Origin of the sequence: Methylobacterium sp. Leaf94, from assembly GCF_001426045.1 — a bacterium.
Taxonomy (GTDB): Bacteria; Pseudomonadota; Alphaproteobacteria; order Rhizobiales; family Beijerinckiaceae; genus Methylobacterium.
Window position 1 is genome coordinate 313,867 of sequence record NZ_LMRM01000034.1, and the last position, 21,049, is coordinate 334,915.

Consider the following 21,049-nt stretch of genomic DNA (forward strand, 5'->3'; position numbering starts at 1 on the left):
GCCCGGCGCTGCGCCCTCGGCTACGCCGGGATGCTAGCTCGGTCGTGATCACCCGCCCCCTTCATAGTGCGGCGGGAGGACGGCGATCAGCGCTTGCAGAGCGTGCATCAGCCGATCGGGAAGGTCTCTGTCCATTTGAGGCGGAAACAAGAGCGCCAAGGCGCGGTCGACCCCGACGCGAAAGGGCGTCCGATTGCAATTGTCGGGGCGAGGAAAGCAAAGATAGGGGTATTCGAAATTCATCCTAACAGTCGGCTACGGCGCCGTTCGCTGACGGATAGTCTATCTATCCGCGAATAGTGACAACGCGACTCGGCACAGACGGTTGCGCCGGCTTCCGTGGTGACGTTGGAAGGAGGCCGTCCGGTTCGCCCGGCCGGCCTTCGAGAGGGGCCTGACTACCAGCCGCCACGGCCGTAGGGACGGTCGCAGTTCGGACGATCCCCGTATCCGGCGTGGCGATAGCCGTATCCGCCGAATTCCTCACCATAGGTTCGGACCACGGTACGCGATCTGCGATAGACCGGGGCCTCGTCGTACCCGTAGTGGCGAACCAGCGGTGCCGGGCGGTCGCGCACGATGAGAGCCTCATCGTCGTCGGCATAGCAGGGTTCGGGAGGGCCGTAACCGTAGCCGTAGGCAGGAGCCTCGTGAGCTTCCGAGGCTGCGGTTCCCAGGAGAGCGCCCGCCGCGAGCCCCCCGATCACGCCGGCCAAGATGGCGCCGCCCTGGCCCCGGGCCTGCGCCTCTGGCGTTCCGAACGTGCCCATCGCCAAGAGCGCAACGGCTGTGAAAGCTGCCAACGTCTTCATCGCCCATCCCCTGCTTTGTCGAGGAGGCCGGCATCGTGCGCGGCCTCGTTGGCCCAACCGGTGCTGTCCCGGCTGTTCAGGAGGAGATTGCCAAAGCGGCGCTGCACCCAGGCTGAAGCGCGTTGGCGGCATCCGTTCAGTTTCATCGGAGAAACGTCCGTCGCGGGGAATGCCCCTTCGCGAATCGACCCTATCGCAGGTTAGGACAGGGTTCTCTCTTGTGGGATGTCGCTGCCGGGGCAAGAACGTCATACGCGGCGTTCGCGCCGCAATCCCCTCCTCCCGCGTAGAGCTCCGCATGACCCCGGAACAAGTTGTTCTCGTCCAGGACAGTTTCGCCAAAGTTCGGCCGATCGCCGGCGCTGCGGCAGACCTTTTCTACGGACGCCTGTTCGAGATCGCTCCGCAGGTTCGGCCGATGTTTCCGGATGACATGCGCGAGCAGAAGAAAAAACTGATGGCGATGCTGGGGCTTGCGGTCACGAACCTGCATAAGCCCGAGATGGTGGTGCCGGCGCTGCAGACGCTGGGCCGACAGCACGTCTCGTTCGGAACCCAGGCCGCGCATTATGAACCGGTGGGCGCCGCCCTGCTCTGGGCGCTGGAGCAGGGCCTGGGCCCGGATTTTACCCCCGCGGTCCGGGAGGCCTGGGTGGAAACCTATGCGCTCGTGGCAAATGTGATGAAGGCGGCGGCTGCCGAGGTTCGTCGACCGGAATCGACCGCCGACGCCTGATCCGCGCTGCGCTGGAACCAACGCGCGCGGCAAGCGTAGGCGGTCCGGCTTTGTTTGTGTTTTCGAGGATTCCGATGCGTTCCCGTCTGACGTCACTGGTCTCCGGTTTCGCCCTGGCGACGTTCTTGACCTGTCCTGCCTGGGCGGAGGTTTTGATCGCCGTCGACAAGGACGCGCAGCGCATGACCGTGACGGTCGATGGGCGGACCCGTTACGACTGGCCCGTCTCCACGGGCGTGGATGGCTACGACACGCCCAGCGGAGCCCATCGTCCGTTCCGGATGGAGCGCACGCACTTCTCGCGCGAGTTCGACGACGCGCCGATGCCGAACGCGATCTTCTTCACCGGGCAGGGCCACGCGATCCACGGGACCAATCACACCCGTCGCCTCGGCAGCGCGGCCTCCCACGGCTGTGTCCGGCTCGCCCCGAAGAATGCCGCGACCCTGTTCAGCATCGTCAAGGCTGAGGGCATGGGCAAGACCCGGGTGGTCATCGAGGGCAGTTCCGTGATGGCGTCGCGGCGCCGCCGCGGCGACGAAGACGGGGTGATGTCCGCCGGCATGCAGATGGGGCGCGAGCCCTCCGCAGCCTATCGGCCGGCCGCCGCCGTCGGGTTGGTGTCGCGCCGCGCCCCCGTCTATGATTTCCGGGACCCGGCCGGGGACGGTGACGCCTATTTCGTCGGTGACGGTCTCGATTAGGCGGGTCGCACCAAGCGATGGATCTCGCTGCTCGGCGCCCTCAGCCGAAGGCGCTGGTCCGCGCCGCCTCGGATGTGGCCGAGGCCGGCGCCAGAATTGTGCTCTCGACCCGGTTCCGTCCGCCGCGCTTGGCCCGATAGAGGGCATCGTCCGCCGCCTTGAGGAGATCGGCGGCCGTGATCGCGGGAGTTCCCAGGCTTCCATGCGCCGTCGCGACCCCGATGCTGACGGTGATGCAGGCGCCGTCGGGAAGACCCGGATGGGGATAGGCCAGGGCCTGGATCGCCAGTCGCAGACTCTCCCCGATCCGCGCCGCCTCCGAAGGGTCCGCTCCGGGCCGGAAGACGATGAACTCCTCGCCCCCGTAGCGGGCCGCCTGTGCGCCGTGGCGGGCTGCCGCCGCAGCGAGCGCCTCGGCCACCTGTCTCAGGCAGCGGTCGCCTTCGGGATGGCCGGCCGTGTCGTTCAGACGCTTGAAGGCGTCGATGTCGATGAGCACCAGCGTGGCCCAGGCGCCGCCTGCGCAAGCCTCGCCCCATCCGGCCTGGACCTGGGCCGTGGCGCTGCGCCGATTGCGGAGCCCGGTGAGGCTGTCGGTCTCGGACAGGACCGTCAGGCGCGCGTTGGCGGCCGCCAGATCGACGTCGCGGGCGGATTTTTCCAGGGTCAGGAGAAAGGCCTCCTTGCGCGTCCATTCGCGGGTATAGGCGAGCTTGATGGGGACGAGGGTGAGGCTCGCGATCAGGAGCGGCAGTCCGGTCGCCTCGCTGTGCGGAAGAACGAATGCGACGGCGTAGGCCGCGTAGAGGCAGAAGGCGCTTCCGCAGAGGACGAGGCTGTGCCGGAACGAGAGCGGCGCGATCATCCCGACCACCATGGGCACGATCACCGCAAGGATCAGGTAGGTGTCCGCATGGGTCCGCGGCGCGATCCGGGCGCTGTTCAGGACGATCACCATGTCGAGCACGGAGATGCCGATGACGATCCCGGCCTGGCGCCGGGCACTGGTGATGCCGCGCAGCGCCGTGATTGCCGCGAATCCCGCAGGCAGGAACACGCCCAGGGTCAGGAAAGCCGGAACCACAAATTGTTCTGGACCGAGCAGGTCGAAGTCCATCTTCAGCGACAGAACATTGAAGACGATGAAAATCAGGAGCCAAGATTGGATGTAGGTCGCCCGGGACCAGCGCGTCGTCTCGGTGAATTGTGCTTCGAGGTCTCTCGGCAGCCGCAGACGGTGCCAAGGTCTGCGGCGCGCAGCCTCGATCAGGCTGGAATTCGTTTCGGACATGAGGCGCGTTCACCGACGATCGAGCAGAGCCTATACGCGCCTTGCTTGCATGCGCGTAAACGCCATTCGTGCCTCGCGCGGAGCGTCGGCCCCTCCCGGCACGGACTCGGCGTCCATTGCACCGCGGCGGAATCCTGTTAAGACCCACCACATGTTGAAGGATCGAGCCAGATTGTACGCACGGCCCACGCCGCCGTAGCTCCGCTCTCCTCGGCGCCCGCCTTCCGTTCGGGTTCCATGATGGCTGCCCCGCGATGCGCGTCGGGTGGCCTGTCTCGCATTCCCCGTCTCGATTCCCGGCCGCCCGACTGCGCGCGGGAACGATTGGATGTCCCATTTCCATGACCCTGACCAACCTGCGGAGCCAGTGGGCTCCCAATATCACGCGTGAAATCCTGGCCGGCACCGTGGTCGCCCTGGCCCTGATCCCGGAGGCGATTGCCTTCTCACTGATCGCCGGGGTGGACCCGAAGGTCGGCCTCTACGCGTCGTTCTGCATCGCGGTGATCACCGCCTTCGCGGGAGGACGCCCGGCGATGATCTCCGCCGCGACCGGGGCGATGGCCCTCGTGATGGTGTCGCTGGTGAAGGAGCACGGCCTCGGCTACCTGTTCGCCGCCACGATCCTCACCGGCCTGCTGCAGATCGCGGCCGGCCTCCTGCGCCTGGGAAATCTCATGCGCTTCGTCTCGCGCTCCGTGGTGACGGGATTCGTCAATGCGCTGGCGATCCTGATCTTCCTGGCGCAGATGCCGGAACTGATCGGGCAGGGGAGCACGGTCTACCTGATGACGGCGGTCGGTCTCGGCCTCATCTACGGGCTGCCGTACCTGACCAAGGCGGTACCCTCGCCGCTCATCACGATCCTCGTCCTGACGGCGTTCTCGATGGCCCTGGGCCTGCCAATCCACAAGGTCGGCGACATGGGCGCCCTACCCACCGAGTTGCCGGTCTTCGCCCTGCCGGAGGTCCCGTTCACCTGGGAGACTCTGCGGATCATCCTGCCCTACGCGCTGACGCTGACCATGGTCGGGCTGTTGGAGAGCCTGATGACGGCGGCGATCCTCGATGAAATGACGGATACGGGCTCCGACAAGAACCGCGAATGTGCCGGGCAGGGTATCGCCAATATCGGCGCCGGCCTGTTCGGCGGAATGGCGGGCTGCGCCATGATCGGACAATCGGTGATCAACGTCTCGTCCGGCGGCCGGGGCCGGCTCTCCACGCTCTGGGCCGGGGTATTCCTGCTCTTCCTGATCGTCGTGCTCGGCCCCTATGTGGCCCAGATTCCCATGGCCGCCCTGGTGGCGGTGATGATCATGGTGTCGATCAACACCTTCCAATGGGGCTCCCTGCGGACCCTCCTGACGCATCCGAAGAGCTCGAGCGTCGTCATGCTCGGCACCGTCGCCGTGGTGGTGGCGACCCACGACCTCGCCAAGGGCGTCCTGTTCGGCGTGGTGCTGAGCGGTCTGTTCTTTGCCCACAAGGTGACGCGCTACTTCGCGGTGGCCTCCGAGCGGACCGACACGGTGCGGACCTACCGGGTAACCGGCCAGATCTTCTTCGCCACGGCGGAAGCCTTCCACGGCGCCTTCGAGTTCCGCGAAGCCGGGCTGACGGGGATCGTCCTCGACCTCACGGCGGTCCATTTCTGGGACATCAGCGGGGTCAATGCCCTCGACCGCGTGGTGCTCAAGTACCGGCACCACGGAGTGGCTGTGGAGATCGTCGGCATGAACGCCGCCACGGCCACGATGGTCGAGCGCCTGGGTACCCACCACAAGCCCGGCGCAACCCTCGCGGCTGGCAGTCATTAACGAACGGCCTGGCCCGCAACCTGCAGGAGGTGCTGGCCAGGCCGCCGCCCGGATGCCATTGACGGCGCGTGGGTCCGATTGCGATCAGGCCCCGCTTTCGCGCCCCTGTCGTGCTGGCGCGAGAGGTTGATGCAGGCGCGGGCCGCCGCCCCCGGCGCAAGCGGGCGTCGGGCATCGCCCGAATTCGAGGAGGAATTGGCCATGAGCGCGCTTCACCCGGAAATCGCGGCCGTTACGGCGCGCGTGATCGAACGCTCCGGACCGACCCGCAAGGCCTATCTCGACCTGATCGCCCGCGAGCGCGACTCGGGCGTTCAGCGCCCGATGCTGAATTGCGGCAACTTGGCCCACGGCTTCGCGGCCTCCGGCGAGGACAAGGCCGTCATCAAGTCCGGCCGGGCGATGAACATCGCCATCGTCACCGCCTACAACGACATGCTCTCGGCGCATCAGCCCTACGGCCGCTATCCCGAACAGATGAAGCTGTTCGCCCGTGAGGTCGGCGCGACCGCGCAGGTCGCCGGCGGCGTACCGGCGATGTGCGACGGGGTCACCCAGGGCCAGCGCGGCATGGAGCTGTCTCTGTTCTCGCGCGACACGATCGCGCTCTCCACCGCGGTAGCCCTGAGCCATGGGATGTTCGACGGCGCGGCCCTGCTCGGCATCTGCGACAAGATCGTGCCCGGCCTCCTCATCGGGGCGCTTCGGTTCGGCCACCTGCCGATGATCCTGATTCCGGCCGGCCCGATGCCCTCGGGGCTAGCCAATAAGGAGAAGCAGCGCATCCGCCAGCTCTACGCCGAGGGCAAGGTCGGCCGCGATGAACTGCTGGAGAGCGAGTCGGCATCCTATCACGGCGCGGGCACCTGCACTTTCTACGGCACCGCCAACTCGAACCAGATGATGATGGACGTGATGGGCCTGCACATGCCCGGCGCCTCCTTCATCAATCCCGGCACGAAGCTGCGCCAGGCTGTGACTCGGGCTGCGGTGCACCGCCTCTCCGAGATCGGCGCCTCGGGCAACGACTATCGGCCGCTCGGGCGCTGTATCGACGAGAAGGCCATCGTGAACGCGGTCGTCGGTCTGCTCGCCACGGGCGGCTCGACCAATCACGCCATCCACCTGCCGGCCATCGCACGGGCAGCCGGCATCATCCTGGACTGGGCGGATTTCGATCGCCTCTCGGCTGTGGTTCCGCAGGTGGCCAAGGTCTACCCGAACGGCTCAGGCGACGTGAACCACTTCCACGCGGCCGGCGGCATGTCCTACGTCATCGCCAGCCTGATCGATGCCGGCCTCCTGCACGACGACATCCTCACCGTAGCCGGCACGCGCCTGCGTGATCATGCCCGCGATCCGAAGCTGATCGCTGACGACCTCGTCTTCGAGGAGGCTCCGGAGCGCTCGCACGACGAGAGCATCCTGCGCAGTCCGGCCAACGCCTTCCAGCCGGACGGCGGCATGCGCCTGGTGAAGGGCAATCTCGGCCGGGCCACCTTCAAGACCAGCGCAGTCGACCCCGCGCGCTGGACGGTCCAGGCGCCGGCCCGCGTCTTCGACGACCAGGACGACGTCATGGCGGCTTTCAAGGCCGGTGAACTCGATCGGGACGTAGTGGTGGTGGTGCGCTTCCAAGGGCCCCGGGCCAACGGCATGCCCGAATTGCACAAGTTGACTCCGCAGCTCGGCGTTCTGCAGGATCGCGGCTTCCGCGTCGCCCTCGTGACCGACGGCCGGATGTCGGGCGCTTCCGGCAAAGTTCCGGCGGCCATCCATCTCAGCCCCGAAGCGCTCGGTGGCGGTCCCCTGGCCAGGGTTCGCGACGGCGACGTCGTGCGCCTGAGCGCGGAGGACGGTTCCCTGGAGGCCCTTGTCGACCCGGTCGAGTGGAAGGCTCGAGAAGAGGCAGCCGCGCCGCCGCCGGCCTTGGGCACGGGCCGCGAGCTCTTTGCCTTCATGCGCCACGGTGCCGACGGGGCCGAGCAGGGCGCCTCTGCCATGCTCGCAGCCGCCGGCCTCTGAAGCCTCCGCATTCCCCGCCAAGGACGCTCCCCATGACCACCATCGATGCCCTGATGCGCTCCGTTCCCGTCATCCCGGTGCTGGTGGTGGAGGAAGTCGCCCAGGCGGAACCGATCGCCCGTGCCTTGGTGGCGGGGGGCTTGACCGCCCTGGAGGTCACCCTGCGTACGCCAGCGGCCCTCGACGTGATCCGCGCCATGTCGCGGGTGGAAGGCGCCGTAGTGGGAGCCGGGACGGTCCTGAACCCGCGCGACCTGGACGCGGCGATGGAGGCGGGTGCGCAGTTCATCGTAAGCCCCGGCCTGACCGATCCGTTGACCCGCGCCGCCCTCGCGCGTGGGGTGCCCTACCTGCCGGGTGTCGCCAATGCGGCGGACATCATGCGAGGGCTCGACCATGGCCTCGACCGGTTCAAGTTCTTCCCGGCCGAAGCCGCTGGCGGCATCAAGGCACTGAAGGCGCTCGCCGGTCCCTTCGGGCAGGTCCGGTTCTGCCCGACCGGGGGCATCTCCGAAGCAACCGCAACGGACTGGCTCGCCCTGAAACCGGTGCTCTGCGTCGGTGGAAGCTGGGTCGTCCCGCCGGGCGCGCCGGAGCCGGATCTCATCCGGCGCTCGGCCGAGGCAGCCCGGCGCCTGCGAGCCGCCTGACGATTTCTCGGCCGATTGACGCGCTTAGCTGTAGCCGGAAAAAGGCTAGTCTTCTGCGACAAGGTCCTGAAATGCATGGTCCGGCCCGGAGTTTCATTCTCTGGCCGACGGCGCGACCTCAAGCCTCGCACGCCCTGTGCTCAACTGTGTCGGGTGAACCAGAAGCTTAGCTCCCGGTGCGGAGCGCCATCAGGCGCGGCGGTTGGGGGGAAGCGATGCAGTTCAGGCTCACCACCTCCCTCCTCAACGAAATGTTGCTCGAGATCGCTGTTGGGTAACTGAGCAATATCACGTGGCCTGACCCGCAGACCTCGAAGGAGATCTCCGGATACAGCGCCCTGATCAGTGATGTCTTCCTGCGCTTGATCAAGATGATCGTTGCGCCGCTCGTCCTCTCGAGGCTCGTCGCGGGTATCGCACATAGAGGCGACACGGCTTCGGTGGGTCGCGTCGGGGGCAGGGCGATGCTCTGGTTCGTGGGGGCCTCGCTCTTCTCGCTGCTTCTCGGTTTGGTGATGGTCCTCATTCTCCGGCCCGGCGAGGGCCGCTCGGCCACCAACGTGCTGCGCAACAGCGTCGCGACCGTGGCGGTGGCCAAGTGAGAAGGGCAACTATCGTTTACCGACCAGCGTCTGGATCATTAAGTCAGTCCACTGCCGGAACCGGTCGCGTAGCAAGCGGTCGCAAGCGTCGCGGGGCGACGTCCGATGCACCGGTACGGCTTCGTGGCGAGGACTCACATGTCAGCACGTCGCACCGTTCATGGGAGCCCTGGCTAGCGTCGGCTTGCTGGCCAGCGACGGTCCATCCTGGGCGATCGACGTTCTCTCCGGCTCCTGAAGACGATCGGCGAGACCGCCACCGTCCGCCTTCGCTAATCGAAAGAACGCCCTAACGTTCTCCTTCAGGGACCCGTCCGGCCAACCCGTCGGCTACGCCCCCGACCTCTGCCTGACGGTCGTCGACGACATCGGGACGGAACTCGGGCGTAGGGACTTGAAGGTGCTGTATGAGCCGGTGACGTCGGAGACGCGGATCGCGGCGGTGACGTCCGGGCAGATCGACCTCGAGTGCGGCTCGACCACGGACAATGCCGAGCGGCGGAAGATGGCGGCCTTCTCGCCCATCACCTATGTCAGCGCGATCAAGCTTCTGGTGGAGCGCGGTGCTCCGGTCGGTTCATTCCGCGATCTGGCCGACCGGACGGTGGCGGTCACCGCCGGTACCACCAACGGGGTGTGGTGTGCGCGCTCTTCGCTCGTCTCGGCATCCCTGTTACCCTAAGGACTGGGCACGACCATGCCGAACCCTTCGCGATGGTCCGGGACAGGCATGCGGATGCCCTCGGTCCCGACGATGTCCAGCTCTACGGCTTGATCGCCGCCGCGGGGCCGGGCGGCTCCGCCGACACGGTCGGGCCCGACAAGTTATCGTTCGAGCCCTACGGGTTGATGTTCTGCAACTCGCCAGCTTCGTCAGCGTAACCTTGCAGCGTCCTACCGAATCCCGCGAGCTGCGCTGGATCTAAAAGCGCTGGTTCCTCGAGCGCCTGCCGACCGGCATCCGTCTCAATGTGCCGATGTCCGATGAGCTCCGCACCAACTTTGAGGTGATCGGCTTGCAGGATTGATCGCTTGGTCGATCCCGGACGGACGCCGCGGGCGTCTGTCGCCGCGCGACCCGATTCGGCGCCGGTTGTCGTAACGCGTCCGCCGCGAGGCGCAGCGGCAGATCCGTCCCAGGCGGCGATCCACAGCATACCGGACGGTATGCCTGGCAGCTTGGCGGGCTGTGCACGCTTCCGAGAAATAGTCCACGAACGCCGTGGTCTCGGAATGTGTCGAAAATCACAGATTATTTCGTATTTTCGAGGACTTGCCGGTCTCTGCCTCCTTGGGAGCGAACTGTAGAACGGTGGCCGGAGCGCTGAAAACCTGCCCACAGAACAGTTACTTAGTCGCCTGCGGAACGTTGCAGCGCCGCAACAGCGCCTTGGAACCGTTTCGCCGATCACGATTCCGAGTTGCCGCGAGGAACCACCTCGCACAGAGTGATCCTGCGCTGGGGTCAACGCCAGAGCAGCAAGTCAATTTCCAGCGGTCAACGCTCGGTCATTCAAGAACAAAGGGCCACGCGACACCGGGATCCATAGAGATCCCGGGCGCAGTAAGCCTTCCCTCGGGTCTCGAAGCTTTTGGAGATATCAATGAAGCTCTTGAAGAGCTCGCTTCTCGCCTCCGCGGCAGGTTTTGCTGCGGTCGCAGGAGCACAGGCAGCCGACCTTCCGGTCAAGAAAGCTGTTCCGATCGAGTACGTCCGTGTCTGCTCCGCCTACGGCGCCGGCTTCTTCTACATCCCGGGCACCGATACCTGCATCCGTCTCTCGGGCCGCGCTCGACTTGACGTCGGCTACCAGCCGACCGACAGCCGCTCAGGCACGAACGGTGACACCACCGGCTATATCGGCCTCGCCCGCATCAACGTCGATGCCCGCACCCAGACCGCCTACGGCACCCTGCGCGCCTTCGTGCGTCTCCAGTTCGCCTCGCGCACCGGCGCTACCGGCGGCCTCCGCTCCGGCACCCAGGAGCGTATCGGCAACGCGTTCGGTGCGACCGGCCAGGATCAGGCCGGCCGTGTCCAGCAGTTCGTGAACACCGACAAAGCCTTCATCCAGTTCGCCGGTCTCACCGCCGGTCGCGCTTCCTCGTTCTTCGACTTCTACGCTCACGATTTCGAGTTCGCCGGCGCGACCGCCAACTCGGATCTGCAGTCCACCAACCTGCTCGCCTATACGAGCAAGCTCGGCGACAGCGGCCTCTCGGCGACGATCTCGCTGGAAGATCCGTCCTTCCGTCGCAACACGATCTATTCGCAGCAGTTCGGTGCGAATGCCAACTTCGCTCCGGCCGGCTCACAGTCTCAGAATGTTGCCTTCTCGGGTGCGACTTCGCCGGTGCTCATCGGCATCAACAACGTGACCGGCGTCGGCACTTACGGCAACGTGGACGTGGCCCAGCGTAACCGCATGCCTGACTTCGTCGGTGTGCTTCGTTACGATGCGGCCTGGGGCTCCATGCAGCTCTCTGCTGCCGTCAAGGAGCTGAACACCGGCAACGCCATCGCCGGCAATGCAACCAACTTCAACGGCGGCATCCTGACCGCGCCCTTCATCCCAGGCGTGACCGGCGCTGCGATCGTGAACCAGCGTCCGCCCAGCGAGTACGGCTGGGCCGTGCAGGCCGGTGCCAAGATCAACCTGCCCTTCATCGCCCCGGGCGACACATTGTACCTGCAGGGTGCCTATGGCGAGGGTGCGACCCTCTACACTGGCTACTCCTCGTACAACGGCAGCTACGCCTCGCGCGCCAGCACCATCAACGGCGCTGCGTTCGACCCCTACATGTCCGATGCGACGCTCAACCCGTTCACGGGCAAGATCGAGCTGTCCACCAGCTTCACGGTGGTCGGTTCGCTGCTGCACTACTGGTCGCCTGAGTGGCGTTCGGCCGTGTTCGCCAGCTACGGCGAGCTCAACTTTGCCAACGGTGCCCGCGCCGCCAACGCCGCCGTGTTCCAGACGCTGGGTTCGACTGGTCAGTTCACCGGTATTCCGGGTCAGGCGTCCTTCGCCGTCAGCCCCGTCCTGCGTGACAATTACCAGATTGTTGCTGGTGGAAGCATCATCTGGTCGCCGGTTAAGGACCTCGATATCGGTCTGGAAGGCTTCTACACCAAGGTTGGTGTTCAGGACGGTCGCGTCGTTGACCAGACCCGTTCCACCGGTAACGTCACCGCTGCTTCCATCGCCAGCGGAGCAGTGCGCACTGTGACTGCATCGGACACCTTCCAGATCCGCGGCCGCGTTCAGCGCGACTTCTAAAGCCGCAGAGCGGCTCAATCCGGGCTCCTTGCGAGCCCGGATCCTCACAGATCCGAATCTTCGAGACATGCGAACTGGCCCGGCTGAGAAGTCGGGCCTTTTTGCGTACCGAGTGTTGATCTGCATGGGCGAGACCTGACGAAATCTACGCAGCGGGATTATCCGGCACGGGCTTTGCCAGGGGCGGGGGCGTTGCCAGCTTGCACAGCGCAAAAACAACGATTGCGGTGGCTCGTGCCGCTGCTACGTTGCCCAGGTCAGTCCTGTCGATCGCCAAACCGTGATCGACCTTCCGGAGTCAGCCCGCAGATGCGTTCGTGTCACCAGAGATCCACCCTATCCGCCGTTGCCGTCAGCTTCGCGCTGTCGGTACTCGCGGTAGGGAGCGCCCAGGCGCAAGAGCTCACCGGAACCCTGAAGAAGATCAAGGAAACCAATACGATCACCATCGGCTACCGGGACGCGTCGGTTCCGTTCTCCTACCTCGACGGCGACCAGAAACCGGTCGGCTACGCCCTTGAGATCTGTCAGAAGATCGCCGAGGCCGTGAAGACGAATTTGAAGCTTCCGAACCTTGAGGTGAAGCTGAATCCGGTCACCTCGGCCACCCGTATCCCGCTGATCGCCAACGGCACCATCGACCTCGAATGCGGTTCGACGACGAACAACGCCGACCGTCAGAAGCAGGCTTCCTTCACCAACACCCACTTCCTCACGGCCACTCGCTTCGTCGCCAAGAAGTCGGCCAAGCTCGACAAGATCGACGATCTGAAGGGCAAGACCGTGGTCTCGACTTCGGGCACCACCAACATCCGCCAGATTAACGAGGCGAACACTGCACGCAATCTCGGCCTGACCATCCTGCCGGCCAAGGATCATGCAGAAGCCTTCCTGATGGTCGAGACCGGCCGTGCAGTCGCCTTCGTCATGGATGACGTACTGTTGGCCTCGCTGGCTGCCAGCTCGAAGGACCCGGGTGCCTACGCGATCTCCAGCGAGGCGCTGTCGAAACCCGAGCCCTACGGCATCATGCTGCGCAAGGATGACGCGCCCTTCAAGGCCGTCGCCGACGAAGCCACCGCCAAGCTCTACAAAAGCCCCGAGGGCAAGGCGCTTTACGACAAGTGGTTCACGAAGCCGATTCCGCCGCGCGGCATCAACCTGAACCTGCCGATGAGCGAGGCCATGGCGAAAGCCTTCGTCTCGCCGAGCGATAGTGCCGACCCGGCCGCGTACTGAGCCGACACACCATCGTCGCGCGTTCGAACGCCTCGCCCCTCACGGGGCGGGGCGTTCCTCTGTGAGGGCGAGCATGTCCTCGCGGTCGGCTGGTTCGACCCGCGCCGCCAGGCGCTCGACGGTCTCGAACAGCATCGGCCACTCGATCGGCTTCGCGACATGTGCGTCCATACCGGCGGCGCGGCACCGCTCCATCTCCTCGGGCATGGCATTGGCGGTCAGTGCGATGATCGGGGTGGGAGAATGCCCTTCCTGCCGCTCCCGGGCGCGGATCACGCGGGTCGCTGCGAGACCGTCCAGTCCCGGCATCTGCACGTCCATCAGGATCAGGTCCGGACGTTCATGGCCGGAGGCCGCCGTCGCCGCCTGCTCTCCGTCATCCACCACCGTGACGGTGTGACCCTTGTGGCGCAGCACCGTCCCGATGATCTCCTGGTTGATCGAATTGTCTTCCGCCAACAGGATGCGCCAGCGCTGCGGCAATGGTCGGCTGAGAGTGGCGAGCCGCGAGTGCTCGACATCGTTCTCCGCCTCGGCGAGCCGCAGCGGCACCTCGAACCAGAACGTAGAGCCCTCGCCGACCCGGCTCAGCGCACCGATCTCGCCGCCCATCAGGTGCACCAGGCGTTTGCAGATGGTGAGGCCGAGACCGGTTCCACCATAGCGTCGCGAGATCGATCCGTCCGCCTGCGCGAAACGCTCGAACAGGTGGGGCAGGACATCTTCCGGGATGCCGATCCCGGTATCCATGAGTTCGATCCGCAGGGCCGGTCGCCGCCTCGGACCGCCGTTCGATGCCGCTTTCCAGGCCACGCGCATGGTGACGGAGCCCTGGGGCGTGAACTTGATGGCGTTGGCGGTGAGATTGAGGATGACCTGGCGCAATCGGGTCGGATCGCCCAGGACCCAGTCCGGGACATCAGGTCCGATCTGCGTGGCAACGCGGATCTCGCGGCCCTGTGCGATCTCGACGCTGAGCTCCCGACAGCCCTCGATCAGCCCGGCCAGGCTGAAGGGGAGTGACTCGATCACGAGGCGACCGGCCTCGATCTTCGAGACATCGAGGATGTCGTTCACGATGGTAAGGAGCGAGCGCCCCGCTTCCTGCGCGAGACCGACGAGGCGTGCCTGGTTTCGGTTGAGGCTGGCATCGCCCTGGAGAAGGTCGTGCACGCCGAGGATGCCCGCCAACGGTGTGCGCAACTCGTGGCTCATGGTAGCCAGGAATTCAGCTTTCGCACGCACGGCGGCCTCGGCTGCGATGCGAGCGCTGTGCAGGTCGGCCTTCTGTCTCTGTCGCTGCGTGACGTCGCGGATCGCCTGGATGACCTGGATCTCGCCCTGCTCCTCAATTCGCCGAAAGGCGGCCTCGACCCAGAGGTCATGCCCGGAACGGTGCCGCATCCGGTAGATCACCGATCCGGTCGGCTGCCCGAGCCCAAGAGCATGCAGAATTGCCGAGAGGTTTGCGATGTCCTCCCGATGGACGAGCGTCCGAAGACCCATGCGATTGGCCTCGTCCACGGTGTAGCCGAGCATGCTCGTCACCGCGGGCGAGATGTAGAGATGTCGGCCGCTGACATCGTCGAGGACGATGAGGTCCGAGGTGTAGTTGGCCAATAGGCGATAGCGCGCCTCGCTTTCCCGCACGCGCTCATTAGCGGGCCGCCGCTCCATCAGATCCGCTCGAACCGAGGCCGGGGGCGCCTCAGCCGGGCGGCGATCCGATCCGATTCGCTTCGAAGCCGATTCGGTGGGGGGGCGGTCGGGATCGGATTTGATGGGTCCCTGTCCTCGAAGAGCCGAAGACCCGGCCTCGCCGGTGAGCCGATCGGGCCCCGGCGGCCCAGAGTCCACCTGCCTCGAGGGTCCGAGGTCGTGTAGGCTGACCATGACCCGTCGGTCTGCCTGCGCACCTGTCACCCGAAGCGGGACGAAGGTCGCTTCGTACGCGTTCTGACCTTCGACACCCGCGGCCTCGCTCCGAATGCGAAGACTCGCACCGGTCGTGGCCGCCCGCTCGACGCCGGCGCGCAACAGCGCCGCCTGACTTGCAGGCAGTAGATCGGCAAATGCGCGACCCATGGCGTCGGCGCTGTCGTGATGGTTTCGCGCCGCTGCGTTCCAGTCCTCCAGCCGAACTTCGTCGCCGGGTCGGAGCGCGACGATGAATTGCGGATCCGGAAAGGCCTCGAACGCGTCGCGCAGGACCTCGGCGTCGAGAAGCACCCGCTTTGGCGCATCACGCCTTCTGCGCTGGAGCATCCGTCCGATCACTTGAAGCCCTTGGAGTGCTCCCTTCACATCGCACCTCCGAACTGCGCCGTCCGATGTCGCGAGTAGAGCCAGCCTATACCTTCCGCTAGGCGGGCGCCTGCGGCTCCCGCCATGGTCGTCGACTGAGCGTGTTTCGAGATCGTGCTCACCGCGAGGGGATCGGTGGCGATCGCCCTGCCGTCAATCGAGACCCGCGGGGCGGCTCCCGAAACGACGAGGAGAAACGAGAGCGCGCGGTGGAAGAGGAACAGGATGGTAGGCCCTTTCGTGCCGCCGCGTCCGCGACGACGTTTTCGAGGTTCATCGCCACGTCAGTGCCTGCGACGGTCTGGAACGCGCGCCAGCGGGTCACGCTTCCCGTAGCATTCGGATGCGCCTCGTCCTCACCGCCCGCGAGGTTCGCCGCGATCATCGGGGGAGTTCCGCCGACAATCCGCAGACGCGGCGTCGTCCGCCAGGAAAAGACCACCGGGGCGGCGAAGATGCGCAGCAGCACGGCCGGCGGGGACTGCAGATCAGGGGTATCCATCGAATCTTTCGGCGCTTCTGCCCGGACCGAGCGCCCCGACAGAGCTGTCGAGTCAGTCCGGCCGAGGTACTCCATCCGGCCGATCGCGCCCAGGCGGGGTAAGGTGAAGGATCGGCGGAAGGCATGCAACCGGAGCGCGTAAAGTCAGCGCCGCTTTCGGATCCAGAACTTGTGCCGGTTGCAATGCGAGCTCTTCGAGCCGGCACGCTGCTGGACAGCGTCCGCCCGCGGAACCGGCGGTCGGAGATATTCTTCCAAATTCCACCCAGTGGAGTGCCGCTGTCGATACCCCCGGCATGTGCATGGCCGCCGGCGGGATTCGAGCTGGTCCGCGCGTGTGCGCATGTCTTCTGTGGTCTTCCTGCGCCACCCCCGCGACGGGGTCGCTCCACGAATAGAAACCGCACGTTCTGAAAGGCTTCGCGCCTTGACTTCGGGTGACGCGGGGTCGCATTGCACAATCATGTGGGATGGTGCTTCCGTCCCGCCGGGATGACATTCCTTTTAAAGCCTCTAAGGTCCCGGCCGGCCCTGGACGCAGGGTTGGGATCAGGGTCGCCCGGCGCAATCATGCTTGGAGTTTGACACTTGGCGAACACGGCAGCCGATCCCGACAGCTCCCACGGCGCGCCGGACGGCACGCGTCGCGATTTCATGTTCCTCGCGACGGGCGCGGGACTGGCCGTCGGGGCCGGTGCCTTGGCTTGGCCCTTCGTCGCCTCAATGGCGCCCGATGCCGAGACCATTGCGGCCGGCGCACCCCTCGAAGTCGACCTGACGCCAATTCAGGAAGGCCAGATCGTCAACGTGTTCTGGCGCGGCAAGCTTATCTTCGTGCGCAGTCGCTCCGAGAAAGAGATCAAGGAAGCTTCCGAGGTGAAGCTCACCGATCTGATCGATCCGCAGCCCGATTCGGCTCGCGTGAAGCAAGGCCACGCCAAGTGGCTCGTCGTCTACGGCAACTGCACGCATCTCGGCTGCGTGCCGATCGGCCATCAAGGACAGTACGAGGGCTGGTCCTGCCCCTGTCACGGCTCCCTCTACGACACCTCGGGCCGGGTACGCCGGGGTCCCGCCCCGACGAACCTACCGATCCCCCCCTACGTCTTCGAGTCGGACTCCAAGATCCGGATCGGCGAGGAGGGCGGCAAGGCCGTCGCCTGACACCCTGAAACAGGATTTGGAGCGGGTCGCCCCATGAGCGGACACGGCAATACCTACGTTCCCAAGAGCGCCTTGGCGAAGTGGTTCGAATCGCGCCTCCCCTTGATCGGGCTGGTGCATTCGTCCTTCGTCTCCTTCCCGGTGCCGCGGAACCTGAACTACTTCTGGACCTTCGGCGCGATCCTGATCGCCATGCTGGTGTCGCAGATCGTCACCGGCGTTTGGCTGGCGATGCACTACGACCCGTCGGCCGCTAATGCGTTCAACTCCGTCGAGCACATCATGCGCGACGTGAACTACGGCTGGCTGCTGCGCTACATGCACGCCAACGGCGCATCGATGTTTTTCGTGGCGGTCTACGTCCACATCTTCCGGGCGCTGTATTACGGGTCGTACAAGGCGCCGCGCGAGGTGCTCTACATCCTGGGCGTAATCATCTACCTCCTGATGATGGCGACCGCCTTTCTCGGCTACACCCTGCCGTGGGGCCAGATGAGCTTCTGGGGTGCCACCGTCATCACGAACATCCTGGCCGCGATCCCCGTGGTGGGTGACACGATCCAGAGCCTGCTCTGGGGCGGCTACTCCGTCGGCAATCCGACCCTGAATCGGTTCTTCTCGCTGCATTACCTCCTGCCGTTCATGATCACCGGCGTGGTGATCCTGCACGTCTGGGCGCTGCATGTGACGGGGCAGAACAATCCGGCCGGAATTCCGATCAAGTCGGGCAAGGACGCGGTGGCCTTCACGCCCTACGCGACGATCAAGGATGTCTTCGCCTCGGTCGTGTTCTTCGCCTTCTTCGCCTACTGGATCTTCTACCAGCCGAACTATCTCGGTCACGCCGACAACTACGTGCCGGCCAACCCGGCGGTGACGCCCGCCCACATCGTTCCGGAATGGTACTTCCTGCCGTTCTACGCGATCCTGCGCGCCGTGCCGGACAAGCTCGGCGGCGTCATTCTAATGTTCAGCGCCGTGCTCATCCTGGCCCTGGCCCCTTGGCTCGATACGTCCCGGGTTCGCTCGTGTAATTACCGCCCGATCTACCGGCAGTTCTTCTGGCTGTTCGTGGTGGTCTGCGTGGTGCTCGGTTGGCTCGGCGCCAAGCCGCCGGAGGGTGGCTACGTCATCGCCGCCCGGATCTGCACGGCCTACTACTTCCTGCACTTCCTGCTCGTGATGCCGCTGGTCGGCCTGTTCGAGACGCCGAAGGCTCTTCCGGGCTCGATCCTCGAGACGGTGACGGGTCCCGGAAAGCAGGTGGGCGGGTCCGGCATGCCGGTCGGCGCCGCAGCCGCACCGTCCTCCAAGGGTTGAAGGCAGGGGACTTTTGAGAACCATGAAAACGACCCGCGTCCTCGCCGCAACCCTGCTCGCGGCTGTCCTGAGCATCACCGTCGCGTCGGCGGATGAGGGAACTCCCCATCCGCCCCGTGAGAAGTGGAGCTTCGCTGGCACCTTCGGCCGCTTCGACCAAGCTCAGCTTCAGCGCGGCTTTCAGGTCTACAAGGAAGTTTGCTCGAGCTGTCACAGCATGAGCCTGGTGCGCTTCCGCAACCTCTCGGAGGAGGGGGGGCCTGGCTTCACCACCGGGCAGGTCAAGGAACTCGCCGCCCAGTACAAGGTGAAGGAGCAGAACGATGCCGGCGAGGACGTCGACCGTCCCGCCCGCGCTGCCGACGCCTTCCCGTCGCCCTTCCCGAACGAGAAGGCGGCGGCCGCCGCCAATGGCGGCAAGGCGCCGCCGGACTTCTCCGTGCTGGCCAAAGCCCGCACCTACGAGCGCGGCTTCCCGTGGTTCGTCCTCGACGCGATGCCGTTCATCGGCTTCTCGGAGCAGGGCGTTGACTACATTCACGCGCTCCTGAACGGCTACGAGGATCCGCCGGCCGGCAAGGAGATTCCGGCTGGCACCTACTACAACAAGTACTATGCCGGTCACCTCATCGCGATGCCGAAGCCGATCAGCGATGGGCAGGTGACCTACGCCAAGAACGACAAGGGCGAGCCGGTGGTGCCGGAGACCACGGAGCAGTATTCCCGCGACGTTGCGGCGTTCATGGCCTGGGCGGCCGAGCCCCACATGATGGCGCGCAAGGCTCTCGGCTTACGGGTGATCCTGTTCCTGCTCGTGCTCTCCGGTCTGCTCTACTACGTGAAGAAGAAGATCTGGGCGAAGGTCGGCGGCGAGGTCCACGGACTCCAGCCCGAACTGCACAAGACCTACTGATCCGGTTCGGGCAGTCCTTCTGGGCTGCCCGTCCTCCGTTGACACGACCCGCGCCGGCGTCCCAGGGAAGGGCGACCGGCGCTAACTTTTGGAGATCGGGATGACGGCAGCGGTGCTCGGCGTGATGGGCGGGTCCGGGGTCTATGACCTGCCCGGCCTGGAGGATGTCCGCGAGGAGCGGATCGAATCCCCCTGGGGCGCGCCTTCAGACGCGCTGCGCATCGGCCGCATCGGCGCGACGAAGGTGGTGTTCCTCGCCCGCCACGGCCGCGGGCACCGCTTCTCGCCATCGGGTATCAACTATCGCGCGAACATCGACGTGCTGAAGCGGGCTGGTGTCACCGACCTCGTCTCGCTCTCGGCCTGCGGCTCGTTCAAAGCCGAGCTGCATCCCGGTCTTTTCGTGCTCGTCGATCAGTTCGTTGACCGCACCCACGGCCGCGCCGGTTCGTTCTTCGGCGATGGCTGCGTCGCCCACGTCTCCCTGGCGCATCCCGTCGGACCGACACTGCAGGCGCGCATCGCTGCGGCGGCACAGGCGGAGGATATCGCGGTCCATCGCGACGGGACCTATGTCTGCATGGAGGGTCCGCAATTCTCCACCTATGCCGAGTCGACCACTTACAAGGCGCTCGGCTACGACGTGATCGGCATGACCAACATGCCGGAGGCCAAGCTCGCCCGCGAAGCCGAAATCACCTATGCGACGATCGCGATGGTGACCGATTTCGACTGTTGGCACCCGACCCACGATGCCGTCGACGTCGCTGCCGTGGTGGCGGTGGCGCGAGCCAATGCCGACAAGGCCGCGCGCCTCGTCGCCCGTCTCGCCCGCGATTTCCCGGCCGAGCGCGAGCCCTGCCCCGTCGGTACGGAGCACGCCCTCGACGGCGCCATCATGACCGCTCCCGCGCAGCGCGACCCAGCCCTACTCGCCAAGCTCGATGCGGTGGCGGGCCGGGTCCTGCACCGCTGAGTAGTCGGGAGCGCCGGTGAAATCGGCTCCGTCCACCCTTTCCGCGACCCTGTCTTCCCTCTAGAAGGCGGGTTCTTCCCCAAACCGGAACCGAACCGTGACCCACGAGGCCAAGCGCGCCGCCCGCATCAGCCGCAAGACAGCGGAGACCGACGTGCAGGTCGCGCTCGATCTCGACGGGACGGGGCGGGCTCAGGTCTCGACGGGGGTCGGCTTCTTCGACCACATGCTCGAGCTGTTCGCGCGCCACGCGCTGTTCGACCTCGACGTGGCGGTCACGGGTGATCTCCATGTCGATCACCATCATACGGTGGAAGATGCGGGCATCGCCCTGGGACAGGCCTTCGCGCAGGCCCTCGCGGACAAGCGCGGCATCGGCCGCTATGCCGACATCCATTTGCCGATGGACGAGACCCTAACGCGGGTCTCCATCGATATCTCGGGCCGCCCGTTCCTCGTGTTCCGAACCCAGTTTCGGGTCGAAAAAATCGGACAGTTCGATACGGAACTCGTCCGCGAGTGGTTCCAGGCCTTCGCCATGAACGCTGGCATTACGTTGCATGTCGAGACGCTCTACGGTGAGAATGCTCACCATATCGCGGAGAGCTGCTTCAAGGGCTTGGCCCGCGCCTTGCGGCACGCAGTGTCGATCGATCCCCGCGAGGGCGGCCGTGTTCCCTCGACCAAGGGATCGCTCTGATCCGCCCGTC

Annotated in this window: 17 protein-coding genes and 1 pseudogene; 14 read left to right on the forward strand and 4 right to left on the reverse strand. The window is 65.7% G+C overall.

The window, feature by feature from the left end; all coding sequences use genetic code 11:
• Window positions 1–398: 398 nt before the first annotated feature.
• A complete protein-coding gene (locus tag ASG63_RS26020) occupies window positions 399–812 on the reverse strand; it encodes a hypothetical protein (RefSeq protein ID WP_056218864.1) in 414 nt (137 codons plus the stop codon).
• A gap of 298 nt (window positions 813–1,110) precedes the next feature.
• On the opposite strand from ASG63_RS26020, the gene ASG63_RS16965 reads away from it, so the two are divergent.
• Both ASG63_RS16965 and ASG63_RS16970 read left to right on the forward strand, forming a co-directional pair.
• Entirely contained in the window at window positions 1,111–1,548 is a 438-nt protein-coding gene (locus ASG63_RS16965; protein ID WP_056218867.1) for a globin family protein, read from the forward strand.
• A 74-nt stretch (window positions 1,549–1,622) separates the two neighbouring features.
• Window positions 1,623–2,252: a L,D-transpeptidase gene (locus ASG63_RS16970; RefSeq protein ID WP_056218870.1), complete on the forward strand. Its 630-nt coding sequence runs from the start codon at window positions 1,623–1,625 to the stop codon at window positions 2,250–2,252.
• A 40-nt stretch (window positions 2,253–2,292) separates the two neighbouring features.
• Here ASG63_RS16970 and ASG63_RS16975 read toward each other — a convergent pair whose 3' ends face one another.
• Window positions 2,293–3,543: a GGDEF domain-containing protein gene (locus ASG63_RS16975; RefSeq protein ID WP_056218873.1), complete on the reverse strand. Its 1,251-nt coding sequence runs from the start codon at window positions 3,541–3,543 to the stop codon at window positions 2,293–2,295.
• A 341-nt stretch (window positions 3,544–3,884) separates the two neighbouring features.
• Between ASG63_RS16975 and ASG63_RS16980 the strand changes: the two genes are divergently transcribed.
• The 7 genes and pseudogenes from ASG63_RS16980 to ASG63_RS17015 all read left to right on the forward strand — a co-directional run bounded on the left by ASG63_RS16980 (window position 3,885) and on the right by ASG63_RS17015 (window position 13,160).
• Window positions 3,885–5,363, forward strand: a complete 1,479-nt coding sequence (locus tag ASG63_RS16980) for a SulP family inorganic anion transporter (protein ID WP_056218877.1) — start codon at window positions 3,885–3,887, stop codon at window positions 5,361–5,363.
• A gap of 201 nt (window positions 5,364–5,564) precedes the next feature.
• Window positions 5,565–7,388 (forward strand): phosphogluconate dehydratase, encoded by a 1,824-nt coding sequence (gene edd, locus ASG63_RS16985; protein WP_056218880.1) that lies wholly within the window; start codon window positions 5,565–5,567, stop codon window positions 7,386–7,388.
• A gap of 32 nt (window positions 7,389–7,420) precedes the next feature.
• On the forward strand, window positions 7,421–8,038 hold the full coding sequence (eda, locus tag ASG63_RS16990; protein ID WP_056218883.1) for a bifunctional 4-hydroxy-2-oxoglutarate aldolase/2-dehydro-3-deoxy-phosphogluconate aldolase: 618 nt from the start codon (window positions 7,421–7,423) through the stop codon (window positions 8,036–8,038).
• A gap of 320 nt (window positions 8,039–8,358) precedes the next feature.
• Window positions 8,359–8,640: a cation:dicarboxylate symporter family transporter gene (locus ASG63_RS26580; protein ID WP_338011820.1), complete on the forward strand. Its 282-nt coding sequence runs from the start codon at window positions 8,359–8,361 to the stop codon at window positions 8,638–8,640.
• A gap of 340 nt (window positions 8,641–8,980) precedes the next feature.
• Window positions 8,981–9,322, forward strand: a pseudogene (locus ASG63_RS26585) (transporter substrate-binding domain-containing protein); the annotation flags it as partial.
• Window positions 9,323–10,244: 922 nt separating this feature from the next.
• The gene (locus ASG63_RS17010) at window positions 10,245–11,921 is read left to right on the forward strand and encodes a porin (protein ID WP_056218894.1); all 1,677 of its coding nucleotides are present in this window, start codon (window positions 10,245–10,247) and stop codon (window positions 11,919–11,921) included.
• Between the two features lie 309 nt (window positions 11,922–12,230).
• On the forward strand, window positions 12,231–13,160 hold the full coding sequence (locus tag ASG63_RS17015) for an amino acid ABC transporter substrate-binding protein (protein ID WP_056218898.1): 930 nt from the start codon (window positions 12,231–12,233) through the stop codon (window positions 13,158–13,160).
• Window positions 13,161–13,199: 39 nt separating this feature from the next.
• Here the strand turns inward: ASG63_RS17015 and ASG63_RS17020 are convergent, their stop codons facing one another.
• Window positions 13,200–15,389, reverse strand: coding sequence for an ATP-binding protein (locus ASG63_RS17020; protein ID WP_162248650.1), 2,190 nt, complete (start codon window positions 15,387–15,389; stop codon window positions 13,200–13,202).
• Window positions 15,390–15,582: 193 nt separating this feature from the next.
• Window positions 15,583–16,041, reverse strand: a complete 459-nt coding sequence (locus tag ASG63_RS25430; RefSeq protein WP_156394227.1) for a hypothetical protein — start codon at window positions 16,039–16,041, stop codon at window positions 15,583–15,585.
• Window positions 16,042–16,554: 513 nt separating this feature from the next.
• Here ASG63_RS25430 and petA point away from each other — a divergent pair.
• From petA to hisB, 5 genes are all read left to right on the forward strand, one after another.
• Window positions 16,555–17,130, forward strand: a complete 576-nt coding sequence (gene petA / locus ASG63_RS17025) for a ubiquinol-cytochrome c reductase iron-sulfur subunit (RefSeq protein WP_056218904.1) — start codon at window positions 16,555–16,557, stop codon at window positions 17,128–17,130.
• 33 nt (window positions 17,131–17,163) lie between these two features.
• On the forward strand, window positions 17,164–18,450 hold the full coding sequence (locus tag ASG63_RS17030; protein WP_056218907.1) for a cytochrome b: 1,287 nt from the start codon (window positions 17,164–17,166) through the stop codon (window positions 18,448–18,450).
• A 22-nt stretch (window positions 18,451–18,472) separates the two neighbouring features.
• A complete protein-coding gene (locus tag ASG63_RS17035; protein WP_056218910.1) occupies window positions 18,473–19,363 on the forward strand; it encodes a cytochrome c1 in 891 nt (296 codons plus the stop codon).
• 100 nt (window positions 19,364–19,463) lie between these two features.
• Entirely contained in the window at window positions 19,464–20,339 is an 876-nt protein-coding gene (locus tag ASG63_RS17040; protein WP_056218913.1) for an S-methyl-5'-thioadenosine phosphorylase, read from the forward strand.
• A 97-nt stretch (window positions 20,340–20,436) separates the two neighbouring features.
• Entirely contained in the window at window positions 20,437–21,039 is a 603-nt protein-coding gene (gene hisB / locus ASG63_RS17045) for an imidazoleglycerol-phosphate dehydratase HisB (protein ID WP_056218915.1), read from the forward strand.
• Window positions 21,040–21,049: the final 10 nt, after the last annotated feature.